Origin of the sequence: Pseudomonas azotoformans, from assembly GCF_001579805.1 — a bacterium.
GTDB lineage: Bacteria > Pseudomonadota > Gammaproteobacteria > Pseudomonadales > Pseudomonadaceae > Aquipseudomonas > Aquipseudomonas azotoformans_A.
The window spans coordinates 2,854,621-2,872,011 of sequence record NZ_CP014546.1 but is presented as its reverse complement, the minus strand read 5'-3'; the positions used below and the strand labels follow the sequence as shown (position 1 = coordinate 2,872,011).

The window sequence follows — 17,391 nt, the reverse complement described above, 5'->3', positions numbered from 1 at the left end:
GCTGCGACGACCCGCGCCTTTTTGGAGCACCGCACCATGACGCTTGCAGTCCAATTCACCCACGTTTCCCGTCAGTTCGGCGAAGTGAAAGCCGTTGACCGGGTTTCCATCGACATCCAGGACGGCGAGTTCTTTTCCATGCTCGGCCCTTCCGGCTCGGGCAAGACCACCTGCCTGCGCCTGATCGCCGGGTTTGAGCAGCCGAGCGCAGGCTCGATCCGTATCCATGGCGAGGAAGCCGCCGGCTTGCCGCCCTATCAGCGCGATGTGAACACCGTGTTCCAGGATTACGCGCTGTTCCCCCATATGAATGTGCGCGACAACGTGGCCTACGGCCTCAAGGTCAAGGGCGTGGGCAAGGCGGAACGCCTGAACCGTGCCGAAGAGGCGCTGGCCATGGTCGCCCTCGGCGGCTACGGCGACCGCAAGCCGGTGCAACTGTCCGGCGGCCAGCGCCAGCGTGTGGCCCTGGCCCGCGCCCTGGTCAATCGTCCACGGGTGCTGCTGCTGGACGAACCCCTGGGCGCCCTCGACCTCAAGCTGCGCGAACAGATGCAAAGCGAGCTGAAAAAGCTGCAACGCCAGTTGGGCATCACCTTTATCTTCGTGACCCACGACCAGACCGAAGCGCTGTCGATGTCCGACCGCGTCGCCGTGTTCAACAAAGGCCGCATCGAGCAGGTCGACACCCCGCGCAATCTCTATATGAAACCGGCCACGTCGTTTGTCGCTGAGTTTGTCGGCACCTCCAACGTGATTCGTGGCGAGCTGGCCCAGCGCCTCAGCGGCACTGCACAACCCTTCTCGATCCGCCCGGAACACGTGCGCTTTGCCGAAGGCCCGCTGGGCGCTGGCGAAGTGGAAATCAGCGGTCTGCTCCACGATATCCAATACCAGGGCAGCGCCACTCGCTATGAACTGAAACTGGAAAACGGCCAGGCGCTGAACATCAGCCAGGCCAACAACCAATGGCTGGACATCAGCAGCGGCCATCAGGTCGGCCAGTCCATCACCGCTCGCTGGGCACGGGAAGCCATGACCCCGCTGACCGATATCGCAGGCGAGGTGTGACATGAGCCTGGCCCTTTCCCAACCGCCGATGCGCAGGTTTTCCAACCTGCTGTACCGCAAGCCCAACCTCTACCTGGCGATGCTGCTGGTGCCGCCGCTGATCTGGTTCGGCGCGATCTACCTCGGCTCGTTGCTGACCCTGCTGTGGCAAGGTTTCTATACGTTTGATGACTTCACCATGGCGGTCACCCCGGACCTGACCCTGGCTAACTTCGCCGCGCTGTTCCAGCCGTCGAACTTCGACATCATCGTGCGCACCCTGAGCATGGCCATTGTGGTGTCGATCGCCAGCGCCGTCGTCGCCTTTCCGATTGCCTACTACATGGCGCGCTACACCACGGGCAAGACCAAGGCGTTCTTCTACATCGCGGTGATGATGCCGATGTGGGCCAGTTACATCGTCAAGGCCTACGCCTGGACCTTGCTGCTGGCCAAGGGCGGCGTGGCGCAGTGGTTTGTGCAGCACCTGGGGTTGGAGCCGGTATTGCAGTTCGTGCTGGGCATTCCGGGCGTGGGCGGCAGCACCTTGAGCACCTCGCACCTGGGGCGCTTCATGGTGTTTGTCTACATCTGGCTGCCGTTCATGATTCTGCCGATCCAGGCGTCCCTGGAACGTTTGCCGCCCTCATTGCTGCAAGCGTCGGCGGATTTGGGCGCCAAGCCGCGCCAGACGTTCATGCAGGTGATCCTGCCGCTGTCGATTCCGGGGATTGCCGCCGGCTCCATCTTCACCTTCTCGCTGACCCTGGGCGACTTCATCGTGCCGCAGCTGGTGGGCCCGCCGGGTTACTTCGTGGGCGGCATGGTCTACGCGCAGCAAGGCGCCATCGGCAATATGCCCATGGCCGCAGCGTTCACCCTGGTGCCCATCGTGCTGATCGCGGTTTACCTGTCCATCGTCAAACGCCTGGGGGCCTTCGATGCACTCTGAAAAATCTTCCATGGGCCTGAAGATCGCAGCTTGGGGTGGACTGGTTTTTCTCCACTTCCCGATCCTGATCATCTTCCTCTACGCCTTCAACACAGAAGAAGCGGCGTTCAGCTTCCCGCCACAGGGCTTCACGTTGAAGTGGTTCAGCGTGGCCTTCGCCCGGCCGGATGTGCTGGAAGCGATCAAGCTGTCGTTGCAGATTGCGGCCATCGCTACCCTGATCGCCATGGTGCTCGGCACCCTGGCCTCGGCGGCGCTGTATCGCCGTGAGTTCTTTGGCAAGCAAGGCGTGTCATTGATGCTGATCCTGCCGATTGCGCTGCCGGGGATCATCACCGGTATCGCGTTGCTGGCGACTTTCAAGACGCTCGGGATCGAGCCGGGGATGTTCACCATCATCGTCGGCCACGCGACCTTTTGCGTGGTGATCGTCTACAACAACGTCATCGCCCGCCTGCGCCGTACCTCCCACAGTTTGATCGAAGCCTCGATGGACCTGGGCGCCGACGGCTGGCAGACCTTCCGCTACATCATCATGCCCAACCTGGGCTCGGCGCTGCTGGCCGGCGGCATGCTCGCCTTTGCGCTGTCGTTCGACGAAATCATCGTCACCACCTTCACCGCCGGCCACGAACGCACCTTGCCGTTGTGGCTGCTCAACCAACTGAGCCGCCCACGGGATGTGCCGGTGACCAACGTGGTCGCGATGCTGGTGATGCTGGTGACGATGTTCCCGATTCTCGGTGCCTATTACCTGACGCGCGGCGGTGAAAGCGTGGCCGGTAGTGGCGGTAAATAATTGTTTGAAGAGGACATGGCGATGCAAACCAAACTGCTGATCAATGGCCAACTGGTCGAGGGCGAAGGCCCGGCCCAGGCGGTATTCAACCCGGCGCTCGGCCGCGTGCTGGTGGAAATCAACGAAGCCAGCGAAGCCCAGGTCGACGCCGCCGTGCGCGCAGCCGATGCGGCTTTCGAAAGCTGGTCGCAAACCGCGCCCAAGGACCGTTCGCTGCTGCTGCTGAAACTGGCGGACGTGATCGAAGCCCATGGCGAAGAGCTGGCCAAGCTGGAATCAGACAACTGCGGCAAGCCCTACAGCGCCGCCCTGAACGATGAAATTCCGGCGATTGCCGACGTATTCCGCTTCTTTGCCGGCGCCAGCCGTTGCATGAGCGGCTCGGCCGGCGGTGAATACCTGCCTGGCCATACCTCGATGATCCGCCGCGACCCGGTGGGGGTGATTGCGTCCATCGCGCCGTGGAACTACCCACTGATGATGGTCGCCTGGAAAATCGCCCCGGCCCTCGCCGCCGGTAATACCGTGGTGCTCAAGCCGTCGGAGCAAACCCCGTTGACCGCGCTACGCATGGTCGAACTGGCCGCTGAAATCTTCCCGGCCGGTGTGCTCAACCTGGTGTTCGGCCGTGGGCCAACCGTCGGTAGCCCGCTGGTGAACCACCCGAAAGTGCGCATGGTGTCGTTGACCGGTTCCATCGCCACCGGCGCAAACATCATCTCCAGCACCGCCGACAGCGTGAAGCGCATGCACATGGAGTTGGGTGGCAAGGCGCCCGTGATCATCTTCAACGACGCGGACATAGACGCCGCCGTGGAAGGTATTCGTACTTTTGGCTTCTACAACGCCGGCCAGGATTGCACGGCGGCCTGCCGGATTTATGCGCAGGCGGATATCTACGATGCGTTTGTCGAGAAGCTCGGTGCGGCGGTCGCCAGTATCCAGTACGGCTTGCAGGATGACCCGGCCACCGAGCTGGGCCCATTGATTACCGCGCAGCATCGCGACCGTGTCGCCGGGTTTGTCGAACGCGCTGTGGCGCAGTCGCACATTCGCCTGGTCACCGGCGGCAAGGCCGTGGAAGGCAATGGTTTCTTCTTTGAACCGACGGTATTGGCCGACGCACAGCAGGACGACGAAATCGTGCGCCGAGAGGTGTTCGGGCCGGTGGTCTCGGTAACCAAGTTCACCGATGAAGCACAGGTACTGGGCTGGGCCAATGATTCGGACTACGGCTTGGCGTCATCCGTGTGGACCGCCGATGTAGGACGCGCCCACCGCTTGGCCGCACGCCTGCAGTACGGCTGCACCTGGGTGAACACCCACTTCATGCTCGTCAGCGAAATGCCCCACGGCGGCCAGAAACTGTCCGGGTATGGCAAGGACATGTCCATGTACGGGCTGGAGGACTACACCACCGTGCGCCATGTGATGTTCAAGCACTGACGATTTAACCCGGCATCCTCCCTGGATGCCGGGAACCTATAACAATAATTTTCAGGATCCCCCATGGATATCACCCGCCGCGACTTCCTCAACGGCGTCGCTGTCACCATTGCCGCCGGCATGACCCCGCTGCAAATCCTGCAAGCCGCTCCCGATGGCCGTTACTACCCACCCGCCCTCACCGGCCTGCGCGGCAGCCATGCCGGCTCGTTCGAAGTGGCGCACCAGATGGGCTGGGAAAAGAAGGTGTTCAACACCGACGCACTGCCGATCACCGAGGACTATGACCTGGTGGTCGTGGGCGGCGGCTTGAGTGGTTTGTCGGCGGCGTGGTTTTACCGCGAGAAGCACCCCAAGGCGAAGATCCTGATCCTGGAAAACCACGACGACTTCGGCGGTCACGCCAAGCGCAACGAATTCCAGGCCGGTGGCCGCATGATCATCGGCTACGGCGGCAGCGAGGCGTTCCAGTCGCCCAACCACCTGTACAGCAAGGAAGTGAACGGGTTGTTGAAAAAGCTCGGGGTCAACATCAAGCGCTTCGAAACCGCCTTCGACCGCCAGTTCTACCCAGGCCTTGGGCTTTCGCGCGGGGTGTTCTTCGACAAGGAAAACTTCGGCGAAGACAAACTGGTGACCGGCGACCCGACGCCGATGGTGGCCGACGATATTGCACCGGACCAGTTGAATGCCCGCACCATCAGCGACTTCATCAATGACTTCCCGTTGCCAGCGGCCGATCGCCAGGCCCTGATCGAACTGCACACCGCGCCCAAGGATTACCTGCCGGGCAAGACCGCCGAAGAAAAGGCCGACACCCTGGCTACCACCAGCTACCGCGATTTCCTGCTCAAGAACGTAGGATTGTCGGAAGGCGCAGTGAAGTACTTCCAGAGCCGCACCAATGACTTCATGGCGTTGAGCATCGATGCCGTGGCTGCTGCTGACGCTTATAGCGTGGGTTTCCCAGGCTTTGCCGGGATGAACCTGGCGCCGATCAGCGAAGAAGCGGCAGCGGAAATGGAAGAGCCCTACATCTACCACTTCCCGGATGGCAATGCCTCGGTGGCGCGGTTGCTGGTGCGCAGCCTGATTCCGGGCGTGGCACCAGGGCACACCATGGACGATATCGTGCTGGCGGCGTTTGACTACGCCAAGCTCGACCAGCCCAAGGTGGCCGTGCGCTTACGCTTGAACAGCACGGCAGTCAGCGTGCGTAACGTCGGCAACAGCGTGCATATCGGCTACAGCCGTGGCGGACAACTCGCACAGGTGCGCGGCAAACGCTGCATCCTGGCCTGCTACAACATGATGATTCCGTATCTGCTGAAAGACCTGCCCGCGACCCAAGCCCAAGCCCTGAGCCAGAACGTGAAGTACCCGCTGGTGTACACCAAGGTGGTGATCCGCAATTGGCAGTCGTTCCAGAAGTTGGGCGTGCATGAAATCTACGCGGCGACCCAGCCCTACAGCCGCATCAAGCTGGATTACCCGGTGAGCATGGGCGGCTACGACCACCCGCGCGACCCAACGCAGCCGATCGGCTTGCACATGGTCTACGTCCCCACCAGCCCCAACAGCGGCATGAACGCCCGCGACCAGGCCCGCGCCGGACGCGGCAAACTCTATGGGCAGACGTTCGAACAGCTGGAAGCGCAGCTGCGTGACCAGTTGCAACGCATGCTCGGGCCGGGTGGGTTCAACCATGAGACCGACATTTTGGCGATCACTGTCAACCGCTGGTCACACGGTTATGCGAGCTTCTCCAACAGCTTGTTCGACGATGCGGACCAGAGCGAAGCGTGGATGAACCTGGCGAAAAAGCCGCTGGGGCATGTGAGCATCGCCAACTCGGACGCGGCGTGGAGTGCGTATGCCCATGCGGCGATTGATGAAGCTTACCGGGCTGTGGGCGAAGTGAGCTGAGGACTTGTAGTGAGCGGGCTTGCCCCGCTCACTACAGGGCTGCCTGACAATTGGAAATGTCTTGTCGCACTTGCAACGCCATCACCCAGCCATCAATCAATTTTCCTACGTCATCGAACCGCTTAAGCTATCCGGCGTCTGTTTAATGTCCGTTGCGTTTGGTCGAAGGCATGTCCGAACCGTAATTTCTGATCCGCTACGTGCCAGGAACGGCGCGGGATTTGCTCACGACAGGTTGTCTCTATGCACCGCAGGAATTTGCTCAAAGCGTCCATGGCCATTGCGGCTTACACCGGTTTGTCGGCCAGCGGCCTGCTTGCCGCCCAGGCCTGGGCCGGGAACCGTGCCGCAGATGGCAAGGCCGTGGCGTTCGATTTCGAATCGCTCAAGGCCCAGGCCAAACAACTGGCCGGGACCGCTTACAAGGACACCAAACAGGTGCTGCCGCCGACGCTGGCGACCATGACCCCGCAGAATTTCAACGCCATCGGCTACGACGGCAACCATTCACTATGGAAGGAGTTGAACGGCCAATTGGACGTGCAGTTCTTCCACGTCGGCATGGGCTTCAAGACGCCAGTGCGCATGCACAGCGTCGACCCCAAGACCCGCGAAGCGCGTGAAGTACATTTCCGCCCGTCGCTGTTCAACTATGAAAAGACCACGGTCGACACCAAGCAACTGACCGGGGACCTGGGTTTTTCCGGCTTCAAGCTGTTCAAGGCGCCGGAACTGGACCGCCATGACGTGCTGTCGTTTCTCGGCGCCAGCTACTTCCGTGCGGTGGACAACACCGGGCAGTACGGTCTTTCGGCCCGCGGCCTGGCCATCGACACCTACGCGAAAAAACGCGAGGAGTTCCCCGACTTCACGCAGTTCTGGTTTGAAACCCCGGACAAGAACGCCACCCGCTTTGTGGTCTACGCCCTGCTCGACTCCCCGAGCGCCACGGGTGCCTACCGTTTCGATATCGACTGCCAGGCCAACCAGGTGGTGATGGCAATCGACGCACACATCAATGCACGTACCACCATCGAACAACTGGGCATCGCACCGATGACCAGCATGTTCAGCTGCGGCACCCACGAACGGCGCATGTGCGACACCATCCACCCGCAGATCCACGATTCGGACCGCCTGGCCATGTGGCGCGGCAACGGCGAGTGGATCTGCCGCCCGCTGAACAACCCAGCCAAGCTGCAATTCAACGCCTTTGCCGACAAAGACCCGAAAGGCTTCGGCCTGGTGCAGACCGACCATGAGTTCGCCAGTTACCAGGATACGGTGGACTGGTACAGCAAGCGCCCAAGCCTGTGGGTCGAACCGACCACTGCGTGGGGTGAAGGCTCCATCGACCTGCTGGAAATTCCTACCACCGGCGAGACACTGGATAACATCGTGGCCTTCTGGACCCCGAAAAAACCCGTGGCAGCCGGCGACTCGCTCAACTATGGCTACAAGCTGTACTGGAGCGCCCTGCCACCGGTGAGTACGCCGCTGGCACAAGTCGACGCGACCCGCTCAGGCATGGGTGGCTTTACCGAGGGTTGGGCACCGGGCGAGCACTACCCACCCGTGTGGGCGCGCCGTTTTGCCGTGGACTTCAAGGGCGGCGGCCTGGATCGCCTGCCACCGGGCACCGGGATCGAGCCGGTGGTGACCTGCTCCCATGGCGAAGTAAAAGACTTCAGCGTGCTGGTGCTGGATAACATCAAGGGCTACCGCATCCTGTTTGACTGGTACCCGACCAGCGACAGCGTGGAGCCGGTGGAACTGCGCCTGTTCATTCGCACCCAGGACCGCACCTTGAGTGAAACCTGGTTGTACCAGTACTTCCCGCCGGCTCCGGACCAGCGTAAGTACACCTGATTGACCGCGTTCCCACGCGTGCGTGGGAACGTTCCTCCTGCGGCTCAGAACCGCGACACACTCTTCATCGCCCCAATCAAATAGCGCATCGCCACCTGATCGTTTTCGGTCAGGGCGCGATATTGCGCCAGCAGTTCAGCTTCATCCGAACTCAGCCTTCGGCCACGCAAAGACACCCTGCGGGCCAGAAATAACGCCACCACACCCGCTACACCATAGGAACTGGCCATGGACTGCTTCTCCTGATATCCATCAAATACTCCCGTTGCCCATAACTGCCTCCCATGAAGCGCAATGCCTCAGTGAGCAAACCAACTGACTTCCTGGGCCAGAAATCAGGCTTATCCTAAGCGTAGAAACCTTCTTGCCGAGCGTGCGACTTTTTTAGAGTAATCACTTAAATATTTGCTTCGGTAACAAAGACCTACAGCCCTTTCTCACCCAACGGTCGGTAGAGATGAATGTCATGGGGCTCCTGTGCAAACAGTTCTGGATCAGGTTGCTGCAGTAACAGGCAGCCTTGGCGTAGGTAAAAGTCCACGGTATTGCGCGATTCCGTGGCCGAGATATACAACGCCTCCGCGCCGGTTTGACGGCCGTGCTCACAGGCCAGCGCGAACAGACGCCCTCCCAGCCCCAAGCCGCGCGCCGCGTGGCTGACGTGCAGGAACTTCAGTTGGCGCATGCGCAGTTGCTGGTTATGGAGGGTGCGATTGTCCACCACCGCCGCCGCGACCAAGGCGGGACCGTCGAATACACCCAGCAACCACCCGCCGCGTTTCAGGCAGGCATGCAGCGCCACGGCGTCCTGTTCAGCTTCACCTTCGGGCCAACCGCGCATGTCGTGGCAAGCGGCGTACAACACCAACTGACCACCGTCCACGCGATAGCATTGGTGGATCAGCTCCGTGCGGTCGATGGTTGCCAGCAACGGGATGTCACTTTCAGTTAACGCGCGTTCCACCAGCATGATGGCCTCCTGCTTTTAGGCGACCAAGGATCAGGCTTGTATTAACAACGAGCAAGAAAAAACCCACCGGGTCAGGGTGGGCTTGGTGGGCACATCAGGCAGGTTCAGTCACGCAGGTCCGATTCATGAATCGGCTGATCCCGGTGCGTAGCGCGCTGGTACTGCGCCGGCCAGATAGCCTTGCGTCCGCCCAGGTCATCGTCGGCATGCAGCGGCCAGTACGGATCACGCAACAGTTCTCGGGCCAGGAAGATGATATCGGCCTGGCAGGTACGCAGGATGTGCTCGGCCTGGGCCGGCTCGGTGATCATGCCAACGGTGCCGGTGGCCATGCCCGACTCTTTGCGCACGCGCTCGGCGAAACGGGTCTGGTAACCGGGGCCGGTGGGGATCTCGGCGTTGGCGGCGGTGCCACCGGAGGAGACGTCGATCAGGTCCACCCCCAGGTCCTTCAGGCGACGCGCCAGCTCTACGGTTTCATCGGGGTTCCAGCCGTCTTCCACCCAATCGGTGGCCGACACCCGCACAAACAACGGCAGCTCCTGGGGCCAGACTTCACGCACGGCCTGGGTCACTTGCAGCACCAGGCGGATGCGGTTTTCGAACGAGCCGCCGTACTGGTCCTGACGCTGGTTGCTGATAGGAGAGAGAAATTGATGCAACAGGTAACCATGGGCCGCGTGGATTTCCACCACTTCGAAGCCTGCGGTCAACGCGCGCTTGGCGGCGGCGACAAAATCGGCGATCACTTGCTGGATCTGGCCCTCGTCCAATGGCTTGGGCTGGGTGTGCTGGGGGTCGAAGGCAATCGGTGATGGCCCTACCGGCGTCCAGCCGCCATCCTCCGGTTTGACGCTGCCGTGCTTGCCGATCCAAGGCCGATGAGTGCTGGCCTTGCGCCCGGCATGGGCCAGCTGAATGCCGGCCACCGCGCCTTGGGCCGCAATGAAACGTGTGATGCGTTGCAGCGGTTCGATTTGTGCGTCATTCCACAAGCCCAGGTCCTGGGCGGTGATGCGGCCATCGGCAGTCACGGCGGTGGCTTCAGTGAAAATCAACCCGGCGCCGCCGACGGCACGGCTGCCGAGGTGTACCAGGTGCCAGTCATTAGCCAGGCCATCGACGCTTGAGTATTGGCACATGGGCGACACGGCGATGCGGTTGAGCAGGGTCAATTGACGGAGGGTATAAGGTTCGAGCAGCTGACTCATGGCGCACCTCTTCTGGGTTCTGTGGGCACTATTCAAACAGTGCTTAGAGCCTAGTCGACAACGCTGGATTGCACAGGGTTCAGAACGAAAAGCGGGAGCCGATTGCTGGCCCCCGTGTTGCAACAGCTTACATTTCGACCTGGGTGCCCAGCTCGATCACCCGGTTTACCGGGAGTTTGAAGAAGCGCAGGTTGCCGTTGGCGTTCTTCAACATAAAGGCGAACAAGGCTTCGCGCCAACGGGCCATACCCTTGATCCGCGAGGCGATGACCGTTTCGCGGCTGAGGAAGTAGGTGGTGCGCATCGGGCTGAAGTCCAGATCATCCAGGTGACACAACTTCAACGCCTCTGGCACGTCCGGCTCATCGGTGAAACCGAAGTGCAGGATCACGCGGAAGAAACCTTCGCCGTAGGCATCCACCTCGAACCGCCGTGCGGCCGGTACGCGGGGGATGTCCTCGTAGACCACCGTCAGCAGCACCACTTGCTCATGCAGCACCTGGTTATGCAGCAGGTTGTGCAGCAGCGCGTGAGGCACGGCGTCCGGGCGCGCGGTGAGGAACACGGCGGTGCCCTGCACGCGATGAGGCGGCTGCACGCGGATGCTGCTGATGAAGATCGGCAGCGGCAGGCCACCTTCGTCGAGACGCTCCACCAGCAACTGCTTGCCGCGCTTCCAGGTAGTCATCAACACGAACAGCACGATGCCCGCCAGCACCGGGAAGGCGCCGCCTTGGATGATCTTCGGCACGTTGGCCGCGAAATACAGACCGTCCACCAACAGGCAGCAGACCAGGACCGGCACGGCCAGGATTGGCGGCCATTTCCACAGCAGCAGCATCACTGCCGACACCAGAATAGTGGTCATCAGCATGGTGCCGGTCACTGCCACGCCGTAGGGCCGACGCCAAGGCGTTGGACGATTCGAAGCCCAGTACCAGCAGGATCACACCCACCATCAGCGACCAGTTCACCGCGCCGATGTAGATCTGGCCCTGCTCGGCGCTCGACGTGTGCTGAATGTGCATGCGCGGGATGTAACCCAACTGGATCGCCTGGCGTGTCAACGAGAACGCGCCGGAGATCACCGCCTGGGAAGCGATCACCGTAGCCAGGGTGGACAGCACCACCAGCGGGATCAGCGCCCAGCTCGGCGCCAGCAGGTAAAACGGGTTGCGCGCGGCTTCCGGGTCACCCAGCAGCATGGCGCCCTGGCCGAAATAATTGAGTACCAGCGCCGGCAGCACCAGCATGAACCAGGCGCGAGCGATGGGTTTACGGCCGAAGTGGCCCATGTCGGCATACAGCGCTTCGGCGCCGGTCAGTGCCAGCACCACCGCGCCCAGGATGGCCACGCCAATGCCAGGATGCGCCTCGAAGAAGCGCACCGCCCACATCGGGTTCATCGCACTGAGTACTTCAGGGTGCAGGGTGATGCCATACACACCGAGGCCGCCCAGCACCAGGAACCAGGTCACCATCACTGGCCCGAAGAGCTTGCCGATGTGGTCAGTGCCATGTTTCTGGATCAGGAACAGCGCCACCAGCACCACCAAGGCGATGGGCACGACCCATTTTTCCAGGCCGTCGAAAGCCAGTTCCAGGCCTTCAACCGCAGACAACACGGAAATCGCCGGGGTGATCATGCTGTCGCCGTAGAACAGCGCCGCGCCGCACAGGCCACACACCACCAGGAAACTGCGCAACTTCTTGCGCTCCCCCGCCGCCCGTCGTGCCAGTGCCGTGAGCGCCATGATGCCGCCCTCGCCCTGGTTATCGGCGCGCAGCACGAACAGCATGTACTTGATCGACACCACCCAGATCAGCGACCAGAAGATCAGCGCCAGGATCCCCAGCACGCCGTCATGATTGACCTGAACCCCATAACCGCCGTTGAACACCTCTTTAAGGGTGTAGAGCGGGCTGGTCCCGATATCGCCGTAAACCACCCCGACCGCTGCCACCAGCATGCCAATCGGCTTGGCGTTTGACTGCTCGGCACCTGCTGCCTGATTACTCGCGTGACCCATCAACCACTCCTGCCCTTTGACCTGCGGTCTTTTATTAACAACGCGTCTAAGCTGACCCTAGCATGCGCTGTTTTACTTCTCGTAACAGACGTTTTGTTGACCTTAGGACTTTACCTACGCGCAACGGCGCGAAGCATAGCGCAGCACTCGTCGTATTTCGCTGTTCAACTGCATCGCCCTAAGAGATGAGGGGCAGTTGAAAGCTATTTGCCTGTATTGAAGTTGCTTGCTGCCAGCGCTAATTTGCCCCACCCGCGGTTTCCGACGCATGGATTGCCCAACAACGCGTTCCGAACAAAAAGTGTTTGAACAAACGCGATAGGACGACCCATACTTGGACTGTAGCCCCAACGTAGCTACATTTTGAGAGGAGGTCCTGATATGTCCACATTACTGAAAACCACTGACGTGCGTTGCCGCATCGACGAGGATTTGAAGGAGCGTGCCACCGCTGTGCTCAATGCTTGTGGGCTGAGCCTCAGTGACGCCATGCGCCTTTTCCTGCGTCAGGTCGTAACAACGCAGGGATTACCCTTTGAGGTGCGCGTCCCTTCGGAGAAGACCGCTCGTGCGATGACACAAGCGCGTTCCATTCGTCGCCAGTTTGACTCGATCGACGAGATGCTAAGGGACGCTGATGGCGAAGCCGGAGAAGAAGCAAAAGCGCGCTGACCTGCCAAAGCAATGTGCGCAGACGCCTGAGTTTAAAAAGTCCTGGGAGCGCTACAAGCGCGCTGGGCGCTGAGATATGAATGAGGTCCGGGTAGTGATGGTGATGCTTTTCTTAGGCGAGCAACTACCCGCGGAGTATCGCGACCACGCGCTTACCGGGAATTGGGACGGTTTCAGGGAGTGCCATATCGGTGGTGATTTCCTGATGATTTACGAGAACTCGCGGGTTGACCTGATTACCTTCGTGGATTTGGGGAGCCATGCAGAATTGTTCTCGTAGTCATTGACCCAACCCATAGCGCAGCACTCGTCGCATTTCCCTGCATAAAGCTGGTCAAGTGCGTTGCCCGTCGCTAGAATTGCGCACTTTTTGATCAGAGGCGCACCAAGCGCCCGTCCGCAGCCTTGTCGTGCCCGACTGGCGGCGTCATTCAATACCGAGGTTAGACATGTCCACCACCATCGCAAAAGCCAACCCCAAGGTTGGCTTTGTTTCCCTGGGTTGCCCGAAGGCGCTTGTCGACTCCGAGCGCATCCTTACGCAACTGCGTATGGAAGGCTACGACGTTGTGTCCACTTACCAGGACGCTGACGTGGTGGTGGTCAACACCTGCGGCTTCATCGATTCGGCCAAGGCGGAATCCCTGGAAGTGATCGGCGAAGCGATCAAGGAAAACGGCAAGGTCATCGTGACCGGCTGCATGGGCGTGGAAGAAGGCAATATCCGCAACGTGCACCCGAGCGTGCTGGCGGTGACCGGTCCGCAGCAGTACGAGCAGGTGGTCAACGCCGTGCACGAAGTGGTGCCACCGCGCCAGGACCACAACCCGTTGATCGACCTGGTGCCACCGCAAGGCATCAAGCTGACCCCGCGCCACTACGCATACCTGAAGATTTCCGAAGGCTGCAACCACAGCTGCAGCTTCTGCATCATCCCGTCGATGCGCGGCAAATTGGTCAGCCGTCCGGTCGGTGACGTGCTCGACGAGGCCCAGCGCCTGGTCAAGTCCGGCGTCAAAGAGCTGCTGGTGATCTCCCAGGACACCAGCGCTTATGGCGTCGACGTGAAGTACCGCACCGGATTCTGGAACGGCGCGCCGGTGAAAACCCGCATGACCGAATTGTGCGAAGCCTTGAGCAGCCTGGGCGTGTGGGTGCGTCTGCACTACGTCTACCCGTACCCGCACGTGGACGAGCTGATCCCGCTGATGGCCGCCGGCAAGATCCTGCCGTACCTGGACATCCCGTTCCAGCACGCCAGCCCCAAAGTGCTCAAGGCCATGAAGCGCCCGGCGTTCGAAGACAAGACCCTGGCACGTATCAAGAACTGGCGCGAGATCTGCCCCGAGCTGATCATCCGCTCGACCTTCATCGTCGGCTTCCCCGGCGAAACCGAAGAAGACTTTCAGTACCTGCTGGACTGGCTGACCGAAGCCCAACTGGACCGCGTCGGCTGCTTCCAGTACTCGCCGGTGGAAGGCGCCCCAGCCAACCTGCTGGACCTGGCCGTAGTGCCGGACGACGTCAAGCAGGACCGTTGGGAGCGTTTCATGGCGCACCAGCAGGCCATCAGCTCGGCGCGCCTGCAACTGCGCATCGGCAAGGAAATCGAAGTGCTGATCGACGAAGTCGACGAGCAAGGTGCAGTCGGCCGTTGCTTCTTCGATGCGCCGGAAATCGACGGTAACGTGTTTATCGACGATGCCAGCGGGTTGAAGCCGGGCGACAAGGTCTGGTGCACCGTGACCGATGCCGACGAATACGACTTGTGGGCTGAAAAGCGCGACTAAGCCGTAAATAAACTGAAAAAGCCCCGCCTCTGGACAAGATGCGGGGCTTTTTTAGGTCTATCGTTTTGCCCATCGACGCCAATCATCGGCAAGGGGCAGCGGGCATGCGTCAGCATTCGGTTATCCACACACCTAAAACCAGCGACTACACGCAATTGGCACAAATCTGGGAAGACTCGGTCCGTGCGACCCATGATTTTCTACCGGACAGTTACATCGTGTTGCTGAAGAACCTGGTGCTGACGCGTTACTTGGACGCTGTGATGTTGATCTGCACCAAAGACCCGCGTCAGCGTATCACCGGGTTTGCCGGCGTGGCGTCGGGCAAGGTGGAGATGCTGTTCATCGCCCCCAAGCACCGGGGCGAAGGCCTGGGTCGGCAACTGCTGCGCTATGCGATCGAGCACCTGAACGCCGATGAGCTGGACGTCAACGAACAAAACCCCCAGGCCTTGGGTTTTTACTTCAAACAGGGTTTCGAAGTGATCGGACGCACGGAGCATGACGGTTTGGGGCAGCCCTATCCGTTGTTGCATATGCGTTTGCGCCAGGTGCAGCATCAAGCCAGTCAAGGCTAAATGAAATGGGGCCGGGATTAACCGCGCCCACACAGGTACAATAGCCGCCCCCTTTTGCTACGGCCCTTGTCATGACTGACCCCATACGCCTCTCCAAACGCCTTATCGAACTGGTCGGTTGCTCCCGTCGGGAGGCTGAGCTGTTCATCGAAGGCGGCTGGGTCTCGGTGGACGGTGAAGTGATCGACGAACCGCAGTTCAAGGTCACCACCCAGAAGGTCGAACTCGACCCGGACGCCAAGGCCACCGCGCCCGAGCCCGTGACCATCCTGCTGCACGCCCCAGCTGGGGTAGATGCCGAAACGGCCATGGCGTCGATCAGCGCCGATACCCTCTCGGAAGAACACCGCTTCGGCAAGCGCCCGCTCAAGGGCCACTTCCTGCGCCTCACCGCCAGCGCCGACCTGCAAGCCAAGGCCAGCGGCCTGCTGGTGTTTACCCAGGACTGGAAGATCCTGCGCAAATTGACCGCCGATGCCGCCAAGATCGAGCAGGAGTACGTGGTGGAAGTGGAAGGCGACATGGTTGCCCACGGCCTCAATCGCCTGAACCACGGCCTGACCTACAAAGGCAAAGAGCTGCCGGCGGTCAAAGCCAGCTGGCAGAACGAAAACCGCCTGCGTTTTGCGATGAAAAACCCACAGCCAGGCGTGATCGCGCTGTTCTGTGAAGCGGTTGGCCTCAAAGTCGTCGCCATCCGTCGTATCCGCATCGGCGGCGTGTCCATCGGCAAGGTGCCGGTTGGCCCAATGGCGTTACCTGTCCGGCAAAGAGAAGTTCTAAGCCGCTACCCTTTTCCTCGACACCGCCTCTTTTGCGCGGTGTCCTCAGTTGAATACCAGGATTGCCCACCATGATTCACAATGACGTACTGCGCAGCGTGCGCTACATGCTCGACATCAGCGACAACAAGATGGTCGAGATCATCAAGCTCGGCGGCATGGACGTGACCAAGGACGACCTGCTGACCTACCTCAAGAAAGACGAGGAAGAAGGCTTCGTGTTCTGCCCGGATGAAGTCATGGCGCACTTCCTCGACGGCTTGGTGATCTTCAAGCGCGGCAAGGACGAAAGCCGTCCGCCGCAGCCGATCGAGACCCCGGTGACCAACAACATCATCCTCAAGAAGCTGCGCGTGGCCTTCGAGCTGAAAGAAGACGACATGCACGCCATCCTCAAGGCCGCCGAGTTCCCGGTGTCCAAGCCTGAGCTGAGCGCACTGTTCCGCAAGTTCGGCCACACCAACTACCGCACCTGCGGCGATCAGTTGCTGCGCAACTTCCTCAAGGGCCTGACGCTGCGCGTCAGAGCTTAAAGCTGCCACAAGCTTCAAGCCGCAAGTGAAAAGCTTGAGGCTTGCAGCTTGCAACTTGAGGCTCCAAAAATGACCTACCACGTCTCGCCCGTCGGCTTCGTGCGCTCCTGTTTCAAGGAGAAGTTCGCCATCCCACGCCAACCGCAACTGGCGCCTGCCGCCCGTGGCGTGCTGGAGTTGGTGGCGCCGTTCGACGGCGGCGAGGCCGTACAGGGCCTGGAGCAGGTCAGCCATGTATGGCTGTTGTTCCTGTTCCATCAGGCGCTGGAAGACAAGCCACGCCTGAAAGTGCGCCCACCCCGCCTGGGCGGCAACACCTCCATGGGCGTGTTTGCTACCCGTGCGACTCATCGCCCGAATGGCATTGGCCAGTCAGTGGTGAAGTTGGACAAAGTGGAGCCTGGACGGCTGTGGATCTCCGGGATTGATCTGCTCGATGGCACACCGGTGCTGGATATCAAGCCGTATGTGCCGTATGCCGACATGGTCGACACGGCGACCAACGACATCGCGAGCGCCGCGCCGCAGCTGATTCCGGTGCAGTGGCTGAAGACCGCCCTGCAACAGGCACAAGGCCATGCGCAGCGCCTGGGCGAGCCGTTGGTGGAACTGATTGATCAGTGCCTGGCACAGGATCCACGGCCGGCGTACCAGACGCCGGGGCCGGAGCGGGAATACGGGGCTCAGTTCTGGGATGTGGACGTGCGCTGGCACTATCCCGAGGCGGGGGTGATTTGTGTGCTGGAAGTGCTTCCCGCCCATTGAAGAAACCGGAAACAAAAT

The 17,391-nt window shown here is 60.9% G+C and carries 15 protein-coding genes and 2 pseudogenes; 13 read left to right on the top strand and 4 right to left on the bottom strand.

The genetic code is table 11. The features are described from left to right. Nucleotides 1–36 precede the first annotated feature (36 nt). The 6 genes from AYR47_RS13275 (at nucleotide 37) to AYR47_RS13250 (ending at nucleotide 8,042) form a co-directional block, all read left to right on the top strand. On the top strand, nucleotides 37–1,071 hold the full coding sequence (locus AYR47_RS13275) for an ABC transporter ATP-binding protein (protein WP_061435506.1): 1,035 nt from the start codon (nucleotides 37–39) through the stop codon (nucleotides 1,069–1,071). 1 nt (nucleotide 1,072) lies between these two features. Next, a complete protein-coding gene (locus AYR47_RS13270) occupies nucleotides 1,073–2,002 on the top strand; it encodes an ABC transporter permease (RefSeq protein ID WP_016977918.1) in 930 nt (309 codons plus the stop codon). Further along, entirely contained in the window at nucleotides 1,992–2,801 is an 810-nt protein-coding gene (locus tag AYR47_RS13265) for an ABC transporter permease (RefSeq protein WP_012722540.1), read from the top strand. Before AYR47_RS13270 ends, AYR47_RS13265 begins: the two co-directional genes overlap by 11 nt. A gap of 21 nt (nucleotides 2,802–2,822) precedes the next feature. Next, the gene (locus AYR47_RS13260) at nucleotides 2,823–4,247 is read left to right on the top strand and encodes a gamma-aminobutyraldehyde dehydrogenase (RefSeq protein ID WP_038849307.1); all 1,425 of its coding nucleotides are present in this window, start codon (nucleotides 2,823–2,825) and stop codon (nucleotides 4,245–4,247) included. Nucleotides 4,248–4,310: 63 nt separating this feature from the next. Next, a complete protein-coding gene (locus AYR47_RS13255) occupies nucleotides 4,311–6,173 on the top strand; it encodes an NAD(P)/FAD-dependent oxidoreductase (RefSeq protein ID WP_061435504.1) in 1,863 nt (620 codons plus the stop codon). 243 nt (nucleotides 6,174–6,416) lie between these two features. Beyond that, the gene (locus tag AYR47_RS13250; RefSeq protein ID WP_061435502.1) at nucleotides 6,417–8,042 is read left to right on the top strand and encodes a glucan biosynthesis protein D; all 1,626 of its coding nucleotides are present in this window, start codon (nucleotides 6,417–6,419) and stop codon (nucleotides 8,040–8,042) included. A 44-nt stretch (nucleotides 8,043–8,086) separates the two neighbouring features. Here AYR47_RS13250 and AYR47_RS13245 read toward each other — a convergent pair whose 3' ends face one another. The 4 genes and pseudogenes from AYR47_RS13245 to AYR47_RS13230 form a co-directional block, all read right to left on the bottom strand. Beyond that, nucleotides 8,087–8,272, bottom strand: coding sequence for a hypothetical protein (locus tag AYR47_RS13245; protein ID WP_033899941.1), 186 nt, complete (start codon nucleotides 8,270–8,272; stop codon nucleotides 8,087–8,089). Between the two features lie 194 nt (nucleotides 8,273–8,466). Beyond that, nucleotides 8,467–9,012, bottom strand: coding sequence for a GNAT family N-acetyltransferase (locus AYR47_RS13240; protein WP_061435499.1), 546 nt, complete (start codon nucleotides 9,010–9,012; stop codon nucleotides 8,467–8,469). Nucleotides 9,013–9,116: 104 nt separating this feature from the next. Continuing rightward, nucleotides 9,117–10,223: an NADH:flavin oxidoreductase/NADH oxidase gene (locus AYR47_RS13235; RefSeq protein WP_033899937.1), complete on the bottom strand. Its 1,107-nt coding sequence runs from the start codon at nucleotides 10,221–10,223 to the stop codon at nucleotides 9,117–9,119. A gap of 127 nt (nucleotides 10,224–10,350) precedes the next feature. Then, nucleotides 10,351–12,253: pseudogene (locus AYR47_RS13230) on the bottom strand (potassium transporter Kup). Between the two features lie 381 nt (nucleotides 12,254–12,634). Here AYR47_RS13230 and AYR47_RS13225 point away from each other — a divergent pair. From AYR47_RS13225 to tsaA, 7 genes and pseudogenes are all read left to right on the top strand, one after another. Next, complete coding sequence (locus tag AYR47_RS13225; protein ID WP_033899935.1) at nucleotides 12,635–12,925, top strand: type II toxin-antitoxin system RelB/DinJ family antitoxin; 291 nt, start codon at nucleotides 12,635–12,637, stop codon at nucleotides 12,923–12,925. A gap of 76 nt (nucleotides 12,926–13,001) precedes the next feature. Continuing rightward, nucleotides 13,002–13,205 carry a type II toxin-antitoxin system YafQ family toxin gene (locus AYR47_RS13220; RefSeq protein ID WP_061435497.1) on the top strand — a complete coding sequence of 68 codons (204 nt, stop codon included), beginning with the start codon at nucleotides 13,002–13,004 and terminating at the stop codon, nucleotides 13,203–13,205. Between the two features lie 169 nt (nucleotides 13,206–13,374). Next, nucleotides 13,375–14,715: a 30S ribosomal protein S12 methylthiotransferase RimO gene (gene rimO / locus AYR47_RS13215; RefSeq protein ID WP_003231334.1), complete on the top strand. Its 1,341-nt coding sequence runs from the start codon at nucleotides 13,375–13,377 to the stop codon at nucleotides 14,713–14,715. A 104-nt stretch (nucleotides 14,716–14,819) separates the two neighbouring features. Continuing rightward, nucleotides 14,820–15,293, top strand: a complete 474-nt coding sequence (locus AYR47_RS13210; RefSeq protein WP_061435495.1) for a GNAT family N-acetyltransferase — start codon at nucleotides 14,820–14,822, stop codon at nucleotides 15,291–15,293. Nucleotides 15,294–15,364: 71 nt separating this feature from the next. Beyond that, nucleotides 15,365–16,076, top strand: a pseudogene (locus AYR47_RS13205) (rRNA pseudouridine synthase). Nucleotides 16,077–16,146: 70 nt separating this feature from the next. Then, nucleotides 16,147–16,608, top strand: coding sequence for a DUF1456 family protein (locus AYR47_RS13200; protein WP_032893248.1), 462 nt, complete (start codon nucleotides 16,147–16,149; stop codon nucleotides 16,606–16,608). Between the two features lie 69 nt (nucleotides 16,609–16,677). After that, nucleotides 16,678–17,373, top strand: a complete 696-nt coding sequence (gene tsaA, locus AYR47_RS13195) for a tRNA (N6-threonylcarbamoyladenosine(37)-N6)-methyltransferase TrmO (RefSeq protein ID WP_061435493.1) — start codon at nucleotides 16,678–16,680, stop codon at nucleotides 17,371–17,373. Nucleotides 17,374–17,391: the final 18 nt, after the last annotated feature.